The following is an 18,484-nucleotide window of genomic DNA, read 5'->3' as shown; positions in this document are numbered from 1 at the left end:
TTCTTAATCTTTCTTTTCAATTAAAACGCCACTAAAGACCGTTTTCCCTTCAATGGGTTTGAGGTTGACGCTTAAACCTTCGTCATTTCTAAGGTTAACGACACTAATCAGGGTGACACCATATTTATCTGGAACTGTATTTGCCATATCTAAATGATTTTCAATCACGATACCGTTTAATGACACCTCAAAAACGCGTTGTTTTTTTGGGTTATGGTGGGATAATTCATTTTCGGCGGCTAAATTAAAAACGATCTCAATGTTACTTTTTATTTGCGGCTCTACGAAATATAAAGTGATTTGATATTGCCCATTAGGAACATCGACTTTGTATGTTGTACAGCCTTCAAGCATCGTTTGAAAAACACCTTCTTTTTCTGTGTTTTTGATATTGTTGGGAATGCCTTGATTTTTGTCTTTCGTAATGTTGTATGGCGTTCCATCGCTATGACCATAAAGATTTTCAGAATAGGTTCTATCGGAAACAAAGGTCACATTGTTTTCTTTGTCATAAAAGCTGAAATGGGATCCGATGTTGATGCCAAGTCTTTTGAAATGCGCTGTTTTCAAGTTATCAGATTTGAACACTTGAACTGTTTTGGTCTCCTCTTGTGAACCTGAGGTCACTGTCAATTCATTTTCATCATTTATAAACGGAATATCCACGGTAGCCAGTCCGTCACTGAAAGTAACGGTATCAATCAATTCGCCATTCAAAAAAACTTCCGCCTTCGTTTCATTTGAAAAAATCGATACGGTTCGCTTGTCTTCATTAATTAAATTCAAAGGATGTTCTGCATTTAAAGCAATGTGTAGAAGAGGTTCCTTAGTGTTCAAAACAGCTTTGTACCAATAATATACATCCTTTGGCTCCCGATTGTATTGCACCAATCCTTTTTGATTGACATGCGGAATGGTTTCGCCACGAAATTCTGACCCAAAATCGGCAAAATTCCAAGCGGTCATGCCGACAACAAAGTCGCGCGCCATGACTTGTTCGTAATAACTTTTATGGAGGATCAATTGATACTCTTGGGTATAGTCGTACTTTTTGGGGGTTGTACTCGATATATTGACATCGGCACCGGGCCCATATTCTGAGATCATTATGGAACGGTTGGGGAAACGTTGGTGTTGGTCATCCAAAAACAGGCCCAAATCAGGAATGGTGCCGTTATACCAGCCAAAATAAAGATTCCAACCAATCAGCATGGACAAATCGGCTATTTTAGTATCGTTATAGACTTCATTGAAATGCAAGGCCATTACGGTCAATCGGTTGGGCGCCATTTTTCTGGTGAACTCCTCCAACTGTTTTGCGAGCTCATAGGTATAAATTTTAGCGTCTTCCTTTTCCTGGTGGGTTGATGTATTGTCGAAAACCAATCTTAGAAAAATCTCATTCATATACCCAAACATCACCACCGAAGGAAAATTATAGTATTGTTTGAGATGTTCCTCCTGCATGTTCAGACTGGTCTCAAAAAACTCGCGCGTGTTGGTCACTTTGTTGACAATCGGGATTTCCGACCACACCAGAAGCCCTAGTTCGTCACATAATCTATAGAGTTCCTGAGCTTGTGGATAATGGGCAAACCGGATCACATTGGCACCCATGTTTTTTATCAAATGAATGTCCTTTTCCTGAAGCTGCAGTGGTACAGCACTTCCATAGCCCTCATAATCCTGATGCCGGTTAACTCCAATTATTTTGTAAGGTTCTCCGTTAAGGAACAAGCCATCATTTGGATCGACAGTGACCCATCGAAACGCGATAGGTGATGACTTTTCATCTAAAATAGTTCCATTCTTATCTTTTAACACAATTTGCAACTGATAGAGATAGGGATGTTCGGGCGACCATAAGTTTGGATTATGGATATCGGGAAATTGTATCTTGAGTTTTTCGCTGGTCTTGGCGTTGATTTTAATATTTTCAGTTTCAGTTTGAATGATTTTTCCATCGTCATCTGAAATACTGATTTCGAGTTGATTAGATGCTGATGTTACATCAAAATTATCCAATAAAACCGACACTTCAACACTGGCCTTTTCTTTGGAAACATGGGGGTAATCCACATAAAACCCTTCGGATGCAAAATCATTTAAGGTGAGATGTTGCTTTGGTACTGCAATCCATTCCACATCTCTATAAATACCTCCATATATCGTAAAGTCGATGTCCAAGGGTGGGATATTCGCATTATACGAATTGTCAACCTCTACTTCAATGAGGTTGTAAGACCCAAACTTCAAGAACTCCGTAATATTAAAATTAAAGGCCGTATAACCTCCTTTATGATTGCCCACAAAATGGCCATTCACATAGACATTGGCATCTTGGTTGACACCTTTAAAACGGAGATAATGAATCAAGTCATTCCTCTCGGCACCCACATAGACTTGTTTTTGATAAAAACCTACGCCCCTAAAATAACCGGGTTCATCATCAAAAGCATCGTCTTGGTTCCAAGTGTGCGGAATAGTGACCGTTTGCCAATTGGTTTTGGTAGAATCCAAGGTAAATTGCCAACCGGAATTTATAATGTTTTTTTGGGCGCTTAATTGACAGGAAAAAGCCACACCACAGGCGATCACTAAATTTATTATATACCTTGCTGGATGTGGCTTCATTTTGCTATTAATTGATTTACGGGATCCTAATTAATTTCTTTCTTAGACCTTTTTGTTCTGCCTGAACAATGATGATGTACAGCACGCAAGCGATTGTTTTACACGTTTAATAGACCTCACAGGTTGGACCTGTCCGCCGAAGGAGGAAACCTGTGAGGTCTTTTTATTAAGCTTAATTTTTCACTTCAAATCCAGCCTTCATGCTGGTATCGGAATTGGTACCTACAAACACTTCAAACTGTCCCGGTTCCGCTACAAAATCCAAATTGGAGTTATAGAATTTTAAGTCCTCCACGGTGATCTTAAAACGTATGGTCTTGGTTTCTCCCTTTTTGATGTTTACTTTCTTGAAGCCTTTCAATTCCTTGACCGGACGCGTCACTGAACCCACCAAATCCCTGATGTACAGCTGAACGACTTCCTTCCCGTCATAATTTCCTGAATTCTTAACCTCCACGGAAACATCAATAGTACCATCCATGGCAATTTGGTTAGTACTTAATTTTAGATTGGAATACTCAAATGTGGTGTAGCTCAACCCATATCCAAAAGGGAATAAAGGCTCATTGCGGACGTCCAAATAATTGGAACGGAATTTCTCAAACGTGCCTTCGGTATTCTTCAAGGGACGTCCCGTATTTTTATGGTTGTAATAAATGGGGATCTGTCCCACATTACGTGGAAAAGTCGCCGTTAATTTGCCGGAAGGATTCACATCGCCAAACAAGACATCGGAAATTGCCAAACCTGCTTCACTGCCAGGAAACCAAACGTTTAAAATGGCCGGAACCGTTTCCACCTCTTCCTCAATGGTCAAGGGACGCCCTGTAAACATCACCAAAACGACAGGTTTGCCTGTTTTTAAAAGCGCTTGCAACAAGTCCTTTTGAATTTGGGGAATATCCAGATTGGTACGGCTGCTACTTTCGCCGCTCATCTCTGCCGACTCGCCCAAAGCGGCAATGATCACATCCGATTTTGAGGCCATCTCCAAAGCTTCGTCCAATAATTGTTTGTCGGTACGCCCGTCACGCGGAATCTCCTTCCCGAACATGGTAGCCCGTTTTTCAAACTCCAAATCGGCAGCAAGGTTACTGCCTTTGGCGTATAAAATTTTTGCTTTATCGCCTATCACGGTCTTTAAACCTTCCAACAACGGATTGGAGTTTTTCTGTTTTGTGGCCACACTCCAGGTACCGGCCATATTTACGGCATTATTTGCCAAAGGCCCGATCAGCGCAATGGTTCCCGATTTTTTTAAGGGTAAGGTCTGATGGTCGTTTTTTAACAATACCATGGATTCTGCGGATACTTTCCGGGCAAAGGCACGGTGTTCACCCGTGAAGATTTCCGTTTTCGCTCTTTCCACATCACAATATTTATAAGGATCGTCAAACAGGCCCAACTGATATTTGGCAGTGAGCATCCTTTTCACGGCAGTATCAATGGTTGCCATGGAAACCTTACCTTCATTATACGATTTTTCCAAGGTGGTCAACAGGCCTTCACCCACCATATCCATATCAATCCCAGCATTGAGCGCCATGGCCGATACCGCCTGCAGATCGCCCATGCCGTGATCCACCATTTCGTTGATGCCCGTATAATCGGTGACCACAAAACCATCAAAGCCCCAATCGGTTCTTAACAAGTCGGTCATCAACCATTTATTGCCAGTAGCAGGAATGCCATCAATTTCGTTAAAAGACGCCATTACGGAGCCCACCCCAGCATCGACGGCTGCTTTGTAAGGTGGTAAATAGTCATTGTACATTTTGATCCGGCTCATATCCACCGTATTGTAATCGCGACCGGCTTCTGGGGCACCGTACAAAGCGAAATGCTTGACACAGGCCATGATGGTTTTGTTATCGGTCAAATCTGTACCTTGATATCCTTTGACCATGGCTATGGCAATCTGGCTTCCCAAATAGACATCTTCGCCTGATCCTTCCGAAACGCGACCCCAACGGGCATCACGGGATACATCGACCATGGGCGAAAACGTCCAGTTGATCCCATCGGCACTGGCTTCAATGGCCGCAATGCGCGCGGTTTCCTGAATCATTGGCATATCCCACGAACTGGATAATCCCAACGGAATTGGGAAGGTGGTTTCATAACCGTGAATAACGTCCATCCCAAACAATAACGGAATTTTCAATCGGCTTTTTTCCATGGCCACTTTTTGGACGTCGCGGATCCGCTCAACAGTTTTGATGTTGAAAAGCCCTCCTACCTTGCCTTCTTCAATTTTTTTGGCGATGTTGGAACTTTTGGCCTGCCCGGTAGTGATATCTCCCGAAGATGGCAAATTGAGCTGGCCCAATTTTTCGTCCAGAGTCATCAGTTTAAGAATTGAATCTACGTTCTGTTCAATCGTTTTTTGGGATTTCACTTGCGCCTGCGCCCGATAGGAACTGCAGAATGACAAACAGAAGATAACTGTGCTAAAAAGTACGGTGTTGATGGGTTGTAATTTCATTATTTAGATTTTGAGTTAGAAAATAGCCAAGGGATCAGTTCAGGTTTAGCAAATGCCGAATCCCAACTGTTATGATTGTCCTTGGCGAAAAGTGAGAAATTGGGCGTTCCCCCATGTTTTAAAATTCCGGAAACCATGTTCACAGATTCCTGTGGAGCGACCACATCATCTTTGGCTCCATGGAAAATCCACATGGGAATGGTTTTGGCATAAGTTTCTGTAGCTTCAGGATTTCCAGCCCCACAGATGGCGAAGGCTGCCGCAAAAACATCGGGTTTCCTGTAAAGAATTTCGAAAGTCCCCATTCCTCCCATAGAAAGTCCGCCCACATACACCTGATCTTTATTGACATAAGGCTTGGTCATCATGGTCTCAACCAAACCCATCACCAAGGTCAGGGCTTTGGTTGGGCTGCTTTCCAATGGAAACGACAAGGAAAGCGGTTTGGTGCTCCTATCGACCGTTGCGTTGGCCCAATAGTCATTTGCCGGGCATTGTGGAAAAAGCACTATGGCAGGGTGCGACTCCCCAATTTTATAAAACAGTTCACTGCCGTGGATGAGCTGTTTGGTGTTGTCACTTCCCCTTTCGCCCGCCCCGTGCAAAAACAGGATTAATGGATATTGCTTTTTAGCATCAAAATTATGGGGCAATAATAGTCTATACTTCAAAGTATCCTTTGCCAGGACATAGTGCTCTTTGGTATAGGACTCTTGAATTTGTGCGCCTAAAGGGATGAAATTCAAAAAAACCATGCCCACGGTGATTAAAATAAGTTTGAAAGTTGACCTCATAGCGTTAGAAATTTGATTGCTCCAATTTTTTCATGTTTGATTTTTAATAGGTAAATCCGAGTTTGGTGAGCCCTTTGCGCACGTCTTCATTCTGCATAAACAAGTTCCAGAGCAGCCCGGTTCTATAGTTTTCGATCATAACGATTTGGGGACCTTGATCAATGGCCAAATAGGCCTCTGCCACCCAAAAATCATGTTCAGGACTAAAAGCATCATAAAATCCTGCCTTACCCAGTAATTTATCTTTCTTCTGATAGAAATAATGCATGGCCCGCAACGATTCCGTAGGGGTGTAAGGGATGGAGCTGATGGCTGCAGTTGGCGAAATAACACCTTTATCATTAACCGGACTGTGAGCCGAGTAGCCCAAGGTCCCATCTGTATTCCTGGAATAACTGGCGGTCAATCCCCAGCAATCGGGTCCGTAAGCCTCAAATTTTTTAGGGTTTTGGACGGCATATTGATAGTTGATTTTTGCATGGTTGGTGACCAGCTCTTTATAATTCGCATATTGATCCACCAAGTTTGTGGGGTTCAAACCCAAAAACGAATAGTGGCTAAAAAATAACGGGCCACCAAACTGCGGCGAACCTGCATGTTTTAATACCAATGGCAACCCGTACTGCACATTTGAGGACACAATAGTTCCATTGCCTGCCCAACCTTGGGTGTACACTTCCTTGGAAATGCTATGTTCTGGGGCGGACGCGGCCAACACATAGGTGACCAAACATTCGTTATACCCTTGGATCTTTAAGTTGATGTCAAAGGCATTATCGGGGCTCCAATGCCAGTACAGCACCTTTTCATTTTGCGTGTACCAATCCCACTCAACCCCTTTCCAAAGCGCATCGGCCTTATCGGCCAGCTGCTTCTCTTCCGCAGTTCCGTTTTTGAAATATTCCTTGATACAGATCAGTCCCTGCACCACAAAGGAGGTTTCCACCAAATCGCCCCCGTTGTCCTTTTCACTAAAGGGAATGACACTGCCATTGCTGCCGTTAAGCCAATGGGACCAGGCGCCGTGAAAACGGTCAGCTTTTTCCAAAAAGCTTAGAAGTGTCTGTAATCTTGCCACCGCTTCCGCCCTAGTGACATAGCCTCTTTCAATACCTACCACCATAGCCATCATCCCGAACCCAGTACCACCGGAGGTGACCACATGCTGGTCTTGGGACGGGTTGCTGGGAATATAGCGTTCCCGTGCCGCTTTGGAAGTGGGCTCGGCAAAATCCCAAAAATATTTAAAGGTTTCGCGTTGCACCAAATCCATCATTTCCACATCGGTCAACGGCTCAATACCTACTGGGCCATCATCAACGGGATCCGGATCAAAAGGCTCAGAAGAGGAACTTTTTGAACAGGAAAAAGTGACCGTGGCTATCAGGAATAAAATGTATATGTTTTTCATCGTTTTTATTATTTGGATCATTATTGTTTTTGCATCCAACTATATGTTACTTCTTATAAGTAAACCCAAGTTTGTCCAAGCCCTTTTGCACATCTTCATTTTGCATAAACAAATCCCAAAGCATTCCTGATCGATAGTTTTCAATCATTATAGGAATGGGCCCCTGATCAATGGCCAAATAACGTGGCACCGACCAATTTTTATCCAAACTGAACGCATCATAAGGACCGTATTTACCAATTAGGGAGTCTTGTTCCTTGTATAAATAGTGGAGCATTTTCAAACTTTCTTCAGGCGTATAGGGAAAGGAGGATAAAGCGGCGGTAGGCGAAATCACTCCCAAATCGCGGCCAGGCCTGTGGCCAGCGTAGCCTTTTATGGAATAACTGGAGGTCATTCCCCATAAACTATCCCCATAGCCTTTAAAATCCATAGGATTATCCACGGCATAGGCATGGTGTATCTTGGCCTGGTTTTGCACCAATTGCCAATAATCGGCGTACTGATCTTTCAATCCGTTGGGATTTAGGCCCAGATAGGAATAATGTGCCCAGAACAACGGCCCCACATCGGCCTCGTCATTTTCGTAATAATTGAGCACCAAAGGAATTCCGTACAAAGAGTCCTTTGAAACGATTTTACCGTTCAACGCCCAGCCTTGGTCATAAACTTCTTTAGTTATGGGATGGGTTGGGGAGGCTGCCGCGAGAATGTACATAATCAGGCATTCATTATAACCGCCCACCGGAAAATCCATGTCCCAGTTATCGGTGGGAGACCAATGCCAATAGAGGACGTTTTCGCCTTTAGTGTACCAGTCCCACTCCACCTCTCTCCAGAGTTGGTCTATTTTGTTGGCAAGTTGCTGTTCCCTTTCGTTACCGTTTTTAAAGTATTCCTTAACGGTTAACATGCCTTGGATCAAAAATGCCGTTTCCACCAAATCGGCACCGGTATCTTTTTTGCTAAAAGGCACGACTTTTCCCGTTTCGCCATTGAGCCAATGGGGCCAGGCACCGTGGAAGCGATCGGCTTTTTCAAGAAAGTCCACCATCTTCATAAATCGGTCCAAACCTTCTTCCCTCGAAATATAGCCTCTTTTAATTCCCACCAAAAGTGCCATAAATCCAAATCCGGAACCGCCTGTGGTCACCGTGTTTTTAGGACTTGTGGGATATACATCGTCCATGTGGAGACGCTCCCTTGCCAAACCTGAATTGAGTTCAGCTCCCTCCCAAAAATAATTGAAGGTTTGTTTTTGGATGGTGTCCAGCAAAACATCATCAGCAAATATGCCTTCAGAATCCTGAGACTTAACTTCAGGCTTTTGTATTTTATCTGTGTAATTACAGCTGCAAAACAACAACCCAAATGCCATCCAAATCAGCACGAGTTTGGTAAAATATCTATTCATAAATAGTCAATTAAAGAATGTTCATATAAAAGCGTTGTGATACCAACTTTTAAGGTTTGTCTGCACGCAGTAGACAGGTATTTAGATCCCGCTAAAAAGAGGGATTAATTCCACCAGCATATCCAAATGCGTCTTTCGTTTTTGGAATATCGGTTTCATTAATATTTTAGCTGCACTCCGTTTCCAGAATGCAGCCAAAATAGAAAAAGGTAAACTCGAAAAAATAGCTATAAACGTCTCAAAGACATTCTTGTTTCTTAGAACATAAGCGCTTTTATTTCTGTTTGCGAAAGTGCTTTATCAAAAATTCTCAGTTCATCCATTGCACTTTGATCAGATTTGTGACCCCATTCAGTAAAACGAGGCGCTCCAGACATCACTGAAAGCAGGTCGCAACCTGTCCAATCTACCCCTGTGAATTCACCTTGTTTTGCAATTTCACCATTAATATAGACCACACATTCTGTAGAAGAAATTGTAAAAGCCAGATGAATCCAGCCATTATTGGCAGTAGGATCAATCGTAGCGGCTGCGCCACCATCAAACCATGAATCTGCAGTGCCGTTGCCTACGTTGAGCTTGAAAACCTGATTGCTAGGTCCGCCTTCCCGGAAGAAACGGAATCCACTTTTACGATTGTTTTGGACATTTGGAAAATTGGGGTTTTCTGTATCTGGTGGACCCACGACTAAAATCCCGGCGCGATCAGGGGTAGCATTAAGATTATACCAAAACGACGCACTGAACTGATCACCCAATAAGCCAGATGTTGGAAAAGTTATATAAGAATCTTCAGCACCTTTATACGCATTAGAACCAGCATAAGCCTCTGTAGTAAACCCTGGTGACCCCACTATGGTGCCCTCAATATCCCTCACATTGTCAGTATAACTCCCATTAAAATTCACATGCATTTTTTGACTGCCTTGTGCAATCATGCTCGTAATCTCGTTTTGAGTTAAGGTAATATCAAACAAACGCAATTCATCCATTAAGCTCGAATCAGATTTATGGTTCCAATAGCTAAAAGTTGGACCACCTGCCCCAATGTCCATCTGAGTAACTCCTGTCCAATCTATTGGTGCACTCAGCGTACCTGTATTCACTTCCATTCCATTGAGATAAATTTTAGTTTCGGTTGCTGAAATTGTAAAGGCGACATGTACCCATTCTCCTGCGGCAACGTTTATTTCTCCACCATCATTCCAGCTATCGCCACTTCCGGTACCAACATTTAATTTAATTCGTTGATTTTCCGCACTGCCTTCTCTAAACAATCGCATTCCTTGATTGCGATCATCGGCATTTGCCCCTAAAGTCAAAATTCCTGCACGGTCAGGTGTTGCATCGACTTTATACCAAAACGCCCCGCTGAAATTGTCTCCTAATGTCAATCCATTTGTTGGAAAGCTTATGTAACTATCAGTTCCTGCTTTATAAGAATTAGAGCCGGCATACGCACTGCCTCCAAAACCTGGACTTCCAACCTCTTCCGCGGCCATGACACTTACAAGTTCTGTAAAGTCGCCATCAAACGGCATATAAAATTGCTCTCCAGCAAATTGAGGTGTATAAGGAGGTGATTTCGTAAAATTAGAGCTTGTTGTTGACACATTTCCTACCAAATCTGTTGCAGAAATTGTCAGGATATGGTCACCAGTTGTGATATTATCATATACAAATTGTTCATTTGCAATTCGATAATCCACAAATTGATCATAAGACGCTATTTCAACACCATCGAGCATTACTGAAATGGTTCCCAACTCAATATCATCCTCCACTTTAAATTGAATGGTTGTGGAAGTTATGACTTCTGGCACTTGTATTTCAAGTCCATTGGCCGGGCGCATTATCGTAATCATAGGTGCCCCTGCGTCAGGTCCTGGATCAACTTCTGAAATGGGATCAATACCTTCGTAACACGACACCATGAACATTAAGGCAAATAATCCTAGAATAGATTTATTAAAGTTTTTCATTTTTATGCTTTTTTAAAGATTATTTTCCTGCTAATTAGTTTCCAAAGGCAATAAATCAAGTTGCGCTTGAGGGTAGGGCAACAATTCTTTATCTGCTGTAAAGGTTCTGCCCTCATAACTTAATTCGTCATACTTATTCAGACGAATCATATCGAAATAACGAATTCCCCATTCCATTGCCAATTCTGCAAGTTTTTCATCCATAACTTGGTCACTTGTGACTCCAGAAAGTGCTGGCATATTTGCTCTAGCTCTTACCGTATTCACCGCTTGATCCGCTGTCATTACAGTTCCGGAAGCACCTCTAGTGAGCGCTTCTGCATACATTAACAAAATTTCGGAATAACGCGTGATAATAAAGTTCTTTCCTGAACCATATCCATTACGTCCTTCTGTTAACTGCGTTGAAGGCAAGTAGTGTTTCCCACTGCCATATTTAGCACGTGCGTAGTTGTTATAGATATCTCCTGATGGGGTAACATTCGAAATAAAACTCGGTAAAGTTGCATAATTAGGATCGTCTGTAATTTGAGTGATTCCGTCGGGCGTAAAGTTGACGCTGGTCACCAATCTGACCTTTTCTCCCCTATCCAACATAAACTTTATAAACTTCTTACTAGGCTCGTAAAAACCCCATCCACCTGAAGCCGTTGTAACTACTGGTGACCAACTTGACGGTCCAAAAGGCCCGTATTCGTGATTGTTAGCTGCACCGGAAGATTGGTTGTAATCTGAAAATTGTAATTCGAATAAATTCTCATTGCTCAATTCGCCCGGTTTTTTAAATAATTCATAAAAATCAGGATATAAACTAAACTTCCCCGATTTGATAATTTGTCCCGTTGCATCCGCTACGCCTTGGTAATCCTCCATCTCTAAATGAGCCATAGCTTTTAGTGCCAAAGCGGTATATTTTGTAACCCCACCCGGAATATCCGTACGCTCATTTGGTCGTCCGTCGGGCAAGAAAGGAATGGCTTCATCCATTAAATCAGATACATATTGCAAGACCTCCATTTTACTATCAACACCGTTATTAGTCTCAGCGTCAAAATCAGTAGTTGTGATAATAAAGATACTACCCCATAATTTGGTCATATTTAAGTGTTGATAAGCACTCAAAACTTTTGTTTCAGCAATATATTGATCAGCTCTTGCAATGTCCTTACCTGCAGCAAATTCTTTATAGCGTTCTATAAGTTCCATAGAATTTATAATATCAGCCAAATCTTTGTAAAAGTTGGTCCATACTTGATTGAACATCCAAAAACCGTTGTCATAATTATAAAGATCAGTTTCTGCAAATAAAGGTTGATCTCCCAAGCCCCCTGCATTAACATCATCTCCCCTTACGCCTAGCAACAACGGATCTTCCCAGCCTCTTGAATAAGTCACGGAATAAGCACCATATACCGGCAAAATCATATCAGACATATTGGTAAAATCCAAATCATCCGTTGCCAATTGGCCATCATTCTCTTCTAATTTTTCACTACACGCCGTTAACAGCAAGCTGACTACCATTAGAAACACCAGCGGTTTTATAACTAATTTTAAATTTTTCATAATGTGCATTTTTTAGATTTTTATATTTATCCCAACCGTATAAATTGCTGGTATTGGATATGTTTGACGATCTACACCGTTCTCAACCTCTGGATTAAATCCGTTATATTTAAAGAAGGTAAAAGGACGGTCGGCTGTAAAGGTGATTTTTGTTTCCGGAGCTCTTTTTCCTAAAAGAGAGCCTGAAGGAATGGTATAAGCCAATTGGATGTTTTGGATCCTAAAGTACGCACCATCTTCAACAAAGAACGTACTCAATTTTTGATTCCACCCCTTTCTTCTTCCCGCAGATGAAGGATAGGAGTTGCTCGTGCCTTCGCCATGCCATCTGTTGATAGCATAATCTGCATCAATATTAGTGTCATTGGTATAGATTACCTCTCCTCTTTTTCTATTCAAGATACTACTACCTGATTGGCCGGATACCGCCACAGATAAATCAAAGTTTTTATATGAAACTTGAAGATTACCACCATAAGTTATGGTAGGCAAGTAGGATCCAAGCACGACTCTATCTTCATCATCAATCACACCATCTCCGTTTTGATCCACATATTTAAGATCTCCAGGAACAATGTTATTACTTACTGCAATCGGGTCGGCCGCTACATCTCCAGCATTTTGGTAAACGCCTCCAACCTCTAAACCAAAGAAAGAATTAATAGGCTCTCCCACGATAAGTCTCTGACGGAATTCCGCAGATCCTGTATCAAAATAGCCTTGATCACTGTCTATTTTGGTGATTGTATTCTTGTTGGTACCAAAATTTCCACCCACACTAAAACTCCAATTATCAGATACACTTTGGTTCCAATTGGCACTAAGCTCAATACCTTCGTTTCTCATTTCACCCGCGTTTTTAAGAACTACCTGACTCGTAATTCTCTGGGTTACTGGCACTACCAAATCTTTTGTGTCACGGATATAATAATCGGCTTCCAAGGTCAATTTATTCTGAAACATGCGTGCACTAATACCTATGTTAGTTTCTTCTAGAATCTCTCTTTTTAGGTCAGAAAAACTATTGGTACTTATAATTCCATTGGTCAACATATCTTGAATGGCAAGTGTAACTTGACTTACAGTACGTGTACCCGCACTTCCACCTAAAGCACCATTGGGTAATTCACCCCAACTCCCGCGCAATTTCAGAAAATTAAAAACATCACTATTTTCCATGAAACTTTCTTCTGAAATAACCCATCCGGCACCAAATTGGGCCGTAGTTTTCCAGATTTCTTTTGGAAATTTAGCATCTCCCTCAGCCCTAACGGTAGCATTCAATAAATATCTATCATTGAAGCCATATTCCAATCGCCCAAAATAAGCCAAGGAATAAAAGCGGTCTCCAATACCACTCACTTTATCATTAAACTTAGAAGGGTCTGCAAAATCTAAATACCATGAACTCTCAAAACCAATACCCTGAATATCAGTACCCGTTGCGGCCAGTTTATCTTCTTGTTCATCCCTGTAAGATGATCCTGCCAAAAGAGTTAAATTATGGTTGCCAAATTGCTCTTTAAAGGTCAATGTATTATCCCATATTTGATTTGAATATTTCTTTTCTTCACGATTGATAGAAGTGTCTTGTTGTTCTCTGTTCGAATTTGGAGATATAAAATAAGGTAAGTGTACTTGACGTTCGGAAATTGTGGAATAGTCGTGGTAGTAAGACGTTTTAAATTTCAGTTTCTCTGGAATAATGTCAAATTCAGCGTAAATACTGGTCAGAACTTTTCTGACTTTTAATTGATTCTCATTATAGCGCATGGTTGGAAAAGGATTCTGAGTACTTCGGTACCCCAATAAGGTAGCATCAGAATAAGGGGTAGTTACCGCATCAGGATTAACATAATCGTAAACTGGTAAGATTGGCACGGCAAAATATGCTTGGAACCAAGACCCGTTTTCAGGACTATAGCGCGTGGCGTTACTGAAAATTGAATTGGCACCCATTCTCAATCGGTCGGTTATTTTAACATCTACGTTTGATTGGATATTAAAACGTTCATATTCATTCTTCATATCCAAAATACCATCTTGAGAAAAGTAGTTTGTACTGACACCATAAGTAGCTGACTCACCACCGCCTGTCACACCAATACTATGACTTGTAATGGTTGCAGGTCTTAAAATTTCCCTATACCAATCTGTATTGACATCTGGCAAATTTGGATTGATTCTGCTTCGTCCAAACCGCGCTATTGCATTTTCTACAAATTCAATATCAGGCGCTGATCCAGATTCGTAAGCCATCGTAGTGAACTGCTCTGCATTGGCCATCTTCACGACATTTCTGGCATTTTGAACTCCGGTATATCCATTATAGGTAATGGTTGGTCGCTGTTCAAAATTCCCGCCTTTAGTCTCAATAATAATAACACCGTTTACCCCCTTTTGGCCAAATATGGCTACTGAAGAAACGTCTTTCAAGACAGAAACAGATTCAATCATACTACTGTCCAAAAAATCAATCGTGTCATACCACATGCCATCTACAACATATAATGGACCACCTCCTGCAGAATAGGAATTAACGCCACGAATCCTCACCTTTGGAGAAGCTCCAGGCTCCCCATTACTGACAATTTGCACCCCTGGAACTTTACCTTGCAAGGACTGCATGACGTTACTATTGGGTGTTTTCTCAATATCTTCTGCTTTCACAGTCGTAATCGCTCCTGTTAAATCAACCTTTCGTTGTGTTCCATAGCCAACAACTACAATTTCGCCCAACGCTTCTACGTCAGCCTCTAAAGCTACATTAAGCGTGGTTTGCGTATTTATGGTTATAGAAACCGTCCTAAAGCCCAAAGATGAAAATTCTACGACTTCACCTTTATTCACTTTTATGGAAAAATTACCATCAAAATCAGTACTTGCTCCTCTTGTTGTTCCCTTTATCAAGACATTAACACCTGGAACAGGAAAATTGTCTTCTGCACTCGTTACTGTTCCTGTAACAGTCGATTCCTGAGCATGGGCAACAAAGCAACTGAAAAGAAAAAATAAGAATAAAATTAGTCTTGCTTTCATATAAAATAAATTTATTGTGTTAGTTATTCGAAATATATAATGAATTTGAGGGATGACTAAGAATTGCTTTACATTTTAAATACGTCAACGTTAAAAAAAGCTTAAATTTCAATAATGACGTAGCCTTAAGTTACTAAATAAACACCGAAATCGTTAACGTAAACTTAAATTGACGTAGTATTGACGTATAAAAAAGTATAAAAAGTTGTTTTTGGAAGTGGTTTTATTTGAAATTTATCAAATAATCTGTTAAAGATTGATCAGAATCCAACTTTAACTTACCCTTTAACCGATATCTTTGGGTCTCCACGCCTCTTAAGGAGATATTTAATAATGGTGCAATCTCTTTAGTAGATAAATTCATTTTGATGTAGGCGCACACCCTTAAATCTTTTGCATTAAGCTTGGGATGTTTGCTTTTCAACTCCTTGAAAAACTCTTCATGCACTTGATTAAAATTGTATTCAAACACTTTCCATTCATCTTTATGACTGATGGAGGAGTCAATTTTCTTAATGAGATTCTTATATGAAAAGTAATTTTCAAAAGAATTTTTATGCAATAAGATTTCATTTTTAAGCTCTAAAAGGGTCTCATTCTTTTTCACTAAAGCCATCGCTGTATTGGCCAATTGTTTGCTTTTTAACTTGACTTCGTTTTTTAATGACTCATTTTTCAGTTCAACTATGTGTCTCTCATTTTCGGCCGCTTTTTCCTTAAGAACTTCTCGTTGCTCTTCTTCAAACTTCAGTTGTAAAAATCTTTGTTCTTTTCTGATCTTTTTCCGATGAAGTATGTAAAATAAGATGAGTGTTATTACCAATAAGATAGCATATATCACATAACCTTGAGCCGATTTGTACCATGGTGGCAGTACCGTCACCCTCAAACTGCGATTCGGGGATGAATCTCCTAAATGATTAGACGTTCTAAAAAGGAATTCGTAATCGCCATAATTTATATTTGAAAGCTTTAATTTATCATTTTCAATTTTGTACCAACGGGAAGTATCCGTTGAGGCTACCGCATATTCAAAAAAGTGATCCTTTGATTTAGGCGATGTCAAGGCCACTGTAAAAGCCTGAAAATCATTTTGCAGCTCAATAGTCTCAACGGAATCGAGCGCCATACGCTTGTTATTTATCAGGATGCTTTCAAAATAGGGTTCGTATAATAAACTGGACTCAGAGTTTATGGTGTTGCTAAATAACATAAAGCCATTGTTTAAATTCAAGACGCGTAGGGAATCTTTAAGTTTTGAGATATTTTCGTACCCCACTATTAGGCGGGTTTTGAAATATTTGTCGCTCAATGATGCTTTAGAACCATCGTCCGGAAAGGTTTTGAAACTGATGAGGTTTCTGTTTTTAACAGCTAAAGGAAGAATGTCATTTTCAGAAATGATATATGCGTTTTTTCCAAAACTTTTATTCAATAACGGATACGGAACAATAGTATCCAACAAAGGTTCATACTTTTGCCAGCCCTCATTGGTTTTTATAGAGATGTCATTTTTAAGGTCATATACGCGGACATTGTAAGGAGACCAAAGCCCTTTGTTTTCATAATTACGGACTTCAAGTATGGAATCATAAATACTATCAAAGGTTACTTTATGCAAACCTTTATAGGCATGGGCCACCCAAGCGGTATAGGCATCTTCGAAAACCAGAAAGCGACTGGGCATTGTAGTTTGGCCTAAATGCTTTATAGTCCATCCTGTAGATTCCTTTTTGAACTTGACAAGGCCGGCATAGGTGCCCTGAATGTAGGTTTTCGAAGCTCCACTCACTTTTTTTATCACCCACCCTCCTGTGTGTGGAGAAATCAATTCTAATTGTTTGTTTTTTACGAGATAAGTGCCATTATTATGTCCACAAAAGAGATCACCTTCAATTTCTTTTAAATCCCAAACCTGACCTTGGGAGCCTTCTATAAATTGCAAGATATTATGGGCATCTAAATAGTACAGCCCTGTATTACTGCCAATATAAACAGTGTTGTTATATTGAATCACATCATAAACGGCACCTAGGTTACCAGAAATATCATTATAAAATAAGTATGGACTTTTTAGATCAGCGGATGCCAATCCATTGTCAAGACCTAACCAAAGTTGATCGTTATCATCAACATATTGCGATAGCACCGTATTATTGATGAGTCCGTTTTCTTTGTGAATGTGAAAAAGCATTTTGCCTTGAGCATCGGTAACATAAATTCCATTTTTTATAGTCCCAAAAATCTTGTTGCCATTGGCCATCTCCGAAAATGTATTGAGCTGCTGTTCTTTTAGGATTGGATTTATCGCTGAATCAAAAGGACTCAAAACACCATTCTTATATATAAAATTGCCCCTTAAAGAGGTTGTAATAAAAAAATGATCGCTTTTTTTAGTGATGGAGATTATTTTGGCATCCACTAAATCTCTATGATCAATAAAGGATTCCAATTGACCATCTTTTAAAATAAAAATTCCATCTTTTAAAGTAGAAATATATAATTTGCCATCAATAGCAGTGCAAGAAAGTACCGTTGAAGGAGGTTTAATTTTTTCAATTTCCCCGTTTTTGTAACTATAAACATTTAGAAACGACCTGAAAATGATGGCATCTTCCATACTTATTATCTGCCAAAATTCCTCGTTTGAAAACTCTTCATGCTTTAGGCCTTCACTTAATGAGGCATACATTAAAAGACCAAATTTATTGCGTTCCCAATACCCAAATTCCTCATAGGAGCCTATGTAGATACGGTTATCGACCGCTAGTACTGAACGTAAGGTTGTTTTATTCGGAAGTGGATGCAAGGACCACTTAAACCCATCAAACTCCAACAACCCTTTATTGTTAGCCACATAGAGACGGCCATCATGCGCTTTAGAAATCCCCCAATTTTGGTTGCCAGCATTATATTGCGACAAGTCATAATTTTGAAAATATGGGGAATATTGAGCGTTTGAAATATTTGTAAATAGCATACAACAAAGCGCAATCCAGAGGTGGATAGAATGGGTTGACGGCATTTTGAATTTCATTACCATGAAATATAATTCTGTGAGTTATAACCCATAAATGTAATGGAAATGAAGGATTCAAACGAAATTTAAAACAAGGAATATTACAATGGAAAAATTTTTATAAAATTAAAATCCTCAGT

At 40.5% G+C, this 18,484-nt stretch carries 9 protein-coding genes; all 9 read right to left on the bottom strand.

All coding sequences use genetic code 11. From position 1 onward, the window contains the following. Positions 1-3: 3 nt before the first annotated feature. Entirely contained in the window at positions 4-2,634 is a 2,631-nt protein-coding gene (locus G525_RS0103425; protein ID WP_051209722.1) for a glycoside hydrolase family 2, read from the bottom strand. 172 nt (positions 2,635-2,806) lie between these two features. Then, positions 2,807-5,119: a beta-glucosidase BglX gene (bglX, locus tag G525_RS0103420; protein ID WP_027124910.1), complete on the bottom strand. Its 2,313-nt coding sequence runs from the start codon at positions 5,117-5,119 to the stop codon at positions 2,807-2,809. Then, positions 5,119-5,913: a carboxylesterase family protein gene (locus G525_RS0103415; protein ID WP_027124909.1), complete on the bottom strand. Its 795-nt coding sequence runs from the start codon at positions 5,911-5,913 to the stop codon at positions 5,119-5,121. Before G525_RS0103415 ends, bglX begins: the two co-directional genes overlap by 1 nt. Before the next feature lie 43 nt (positions 5,914-5,956). Continuing rightward, on the bottom strand, positions 5,957-7,324 hold the full coding sequence (locus G525_RS0103410; RefSeq protein ID WP_027124908.1) for a glucoamylase family protein: 1,368 nt from the start codon (positions 7,322-7,324) through the stop codon (positions 5,957-5,959). A 46-nt stretch (positions 7,325-7,370) separates the two neighbouring features. After that, positions 7,371-8,738 carry a glucoamylase family protein gene (locus G525_RS0103405; protein ID WP_027124907.1) on the bottom strand — a complete coding sequence of 456 codons (1,368 nt, stop codon included), beginning with the start codon at positions 8,736-8,738 and terminating at the stop codon, positions 7,371-7,373. A gap of 257 nt (positions 8,739-8,995) precedes the next feature. Then, positions 8,996-10,720 carry a LamG domain-containing protein gene (locus G525_RS0103400; RefSeq protein WP_027124906.1) on the bottom strand — a complete coding sequence of 575 codons (1,725 nt, stop codon included), beginning with the start codon at positions 10,718-10,720 and terminating at the stop codon, positions 8,996-8,998. 30 nt (positions 10,721-10,750) lie between these two features. Continuing rightward, positions 10,751-12,286: a RagB/SusD family nutrient uptake outer membrane protein gene (locus tag G525_RS0103395; protein ID WP_027124905.1), complete on the bottom strand. Its 1,536-nt coding sequence runs from the start codon at positions 12,284-12,286 to the stop codon at positions 10,751-10,753. A 12-nt stretch (positions 12,287-12,298) separates the two neighbouring features. Further along, positions 12,299-15,325, bottom strand: a complete 3,027-nt coding sequence (locus G525_RS0103390; RefSeq protein WP_027124904.1) for a SusC/RagA family TonB-linked outer membrane protein — start codon at positions 15,323-15,325, stop codon at positions 12,299-12,301. 223 nt (positions 15,326-15,548) lie between these two features. Then, positions 15,549-18,362 carry a helix-turn-helix and ligand-binding sensor domain-containing protein gene (locus tag G525_RS0103385; RefSeq protein ID WP_245577717.1) on the bottom strand — a complete coding sequence of 938 codons (2,814 nt, stop codon included), beginning with the start codon at positions 18,360-18,362 and terminating at the stop codon, positions 15,549-15,551. Positions 18,363-18,484: the final 122 nt, after the last annotated feature.

The organism is Gelidibacter mesophilus DSM 14095 (assembly GCF_000423005.1).
In the GTDB taxonomy this organism is placed as follows: Bacteria; Bacteroidota; Bacteroidia; order Flavobacteriales; family Flavobacteriaceae; genus Gelidibacter; species Gelidibacter mesophilus.
Note: the sequence above shows the minus strand (reverse complement) of the source record. Positions and strands in the feature narration are given on the sequence as shown.